The organism is Mesorhizobium sp., assembly GCF_005063415.1.
Classification (GTDB): Bacteria; Pseudomonadota; Alphaproteobacteria; order Rhizobiales; family Rhizobiaceae; genus Mesorhizobium.
The window spans coordinates 222-1796 of record NZ_SUEG01000307.1; the positions used below are offsets into that span (position 1 = coordinate 222).

The following is a 1575-nucleotide window of genomic DNA, read 5'->3' on the forward strand; positions in this document are numbered from 1 at the left end:
GCGTAATTCGGCGCCACCATCGGATAGTCGGAGGGCAGGTTCCATTTCTGGCGGTATTGGTCAGGGCTTAGATTGTAATGCGTCCCGATATGACGCTTCAGAGATTTGAACTTCTTCCCGTCTTCCAGGCAGATGATGAAATCCGGTGACACTGATTTCTTGATCGACACCGCCGGCTCCAGCTTGACTGCGGCCGGAGCCACGGGCGTGCCGACACCTTGCAAAGCGACATAGGTATCCTCAATCAGCTTCGACAACTCGCCGACCGGCAGCGGATTGTTCGAAACGTAGGCGGAAACGATGTCGGCGGTGATTGATACGAGTTCAGCCTGGTCGTTTTGGTCTGCAGAAACGGTCATTGAGTTTTCCTGTTATCTAATAAGGCGCAATGGAAAAGACGAGCTATTCGCCAATCAGGCAAACAATTCGTTATACCGCCAACAAAACCGCATTTTTTGCAAATATCAAGTGGCAGGGCGCCGACGAATATTCCGCCACCGGCTGGCGAAGGCGCTTTTTTTGTTTTTCTGACTGGCTTCTCAGTAGGCGACCTGCCCGTCGCGGTTCGGTGTGCCAAGGACGTGGGTTCTCGGCGGCAGCATCACCTGGTCGAAGCTCTGCGTGAACATCGCTGCCGCAAAGAAAGCCACCGCGCGGAGCGTTTCGGTCCCGGTATTCTCAAGATCGTGGCGCAATGGTGTGGGCAATACAAACACGCTACCGGGCGCGACGGGGTGAGTGGTACCATCTTCGCAATACAGCAGGCCGGTGCCTGCAATTATGTACTGGGTTTCCTCAGTGGCGTCAGTATGCCAGCCCAGACGGCCCCCTGGCTCGATCTCATATACAATTGTCGAAGAAGCCGTTGATCCGTTCCCGCCGAAACGCGCGAAGGCACCCTGCCAACGCACAGCGGGGTCGCTCTCACCCCAAACCTTGGTGCGAGGCAGATTGTTAGAATCGACAACGGGACTCATGCTGATCATGCCTCTTGTTCGATGTGATCACCGTACCGCATGATATCAACCGCCCAAAGCCGTTGCTTCAGACGCGGTTAAGAATAGCTTCTGGAGCACAGGAGACTGTTCACCATGACCGCGCGCCGGCAGGATGGCGTCGAGCCGTTTAGTTAATGAGAGCGGCTTCGCCGACACAGCATCTTGGTTTCAAAATGGCGCCCAACGTTGGGGCCACGCTCGCCGGGTAGCATCACTGCTTCATTAGTCTCCGACTGGACCGCAAGTTTCCGACGAAGCCGTTCTGGTGGGGCTTCGTCCAAAGCTGAAGAAGACTTGCGATGGGGAGTATCGCAGAAATCCTACAGTGCAGGAGCAACAGGCTTGGAACCTTTGGCGCAGCGAACGCGAACGCCTTTGCTTCTTCAAGAGGCAAACGCCGACCAATATGGAAACGGCGGGGTCAGGAGACGCCGAGCTGATGGATGGCGTCTGTTTGAACATTGGCATCGCATCTTGTCCTGGCAATGCATAGTTTGTTGCTTCCCCGCACAAAGTGCTCGAAACCGGTAAGGTCCTGGGTTAGAAGAGCTGGCTGGATGCCATTTATGAAAAACCC

2 protein-coding genes are annotated in these 1575 nt (G+C 55.2%); both read right to left on the minus strand.

Annotated features, from left to right (window positions below; translation table 11 throughout):
• Positions 1-359: MucR family transcriptional regulator (locus E5W70_RS32095; RefSeq protein ID WP_292665341.1), on the minus strand; the 359-nt coding region annotated here is incomplete at its 3' end.
• Between the two features lie 180 nt (positions 360-539).
• A complete protein-coding gene (locus E5W70_RS32100) occupies positions 540-986 on the minus strand; it encodes a cupin domain-containing protein (RefSeq protein WP_292665343.1) in 447 nt (148 codons plus the stop codon).
• Positions 987-1575: the final 589 nt, after the last annotated feature.

What these genes read in the sequence shown, in the direction of transcription:
- E5W70_RS32100 (WP_292665343.1), bottom strand. Translation starts at nt 986, where the DNA reads ATGATCAGCATGAGTCCCGTTGTCGATTCTAACAATCTGCCTCGCACC.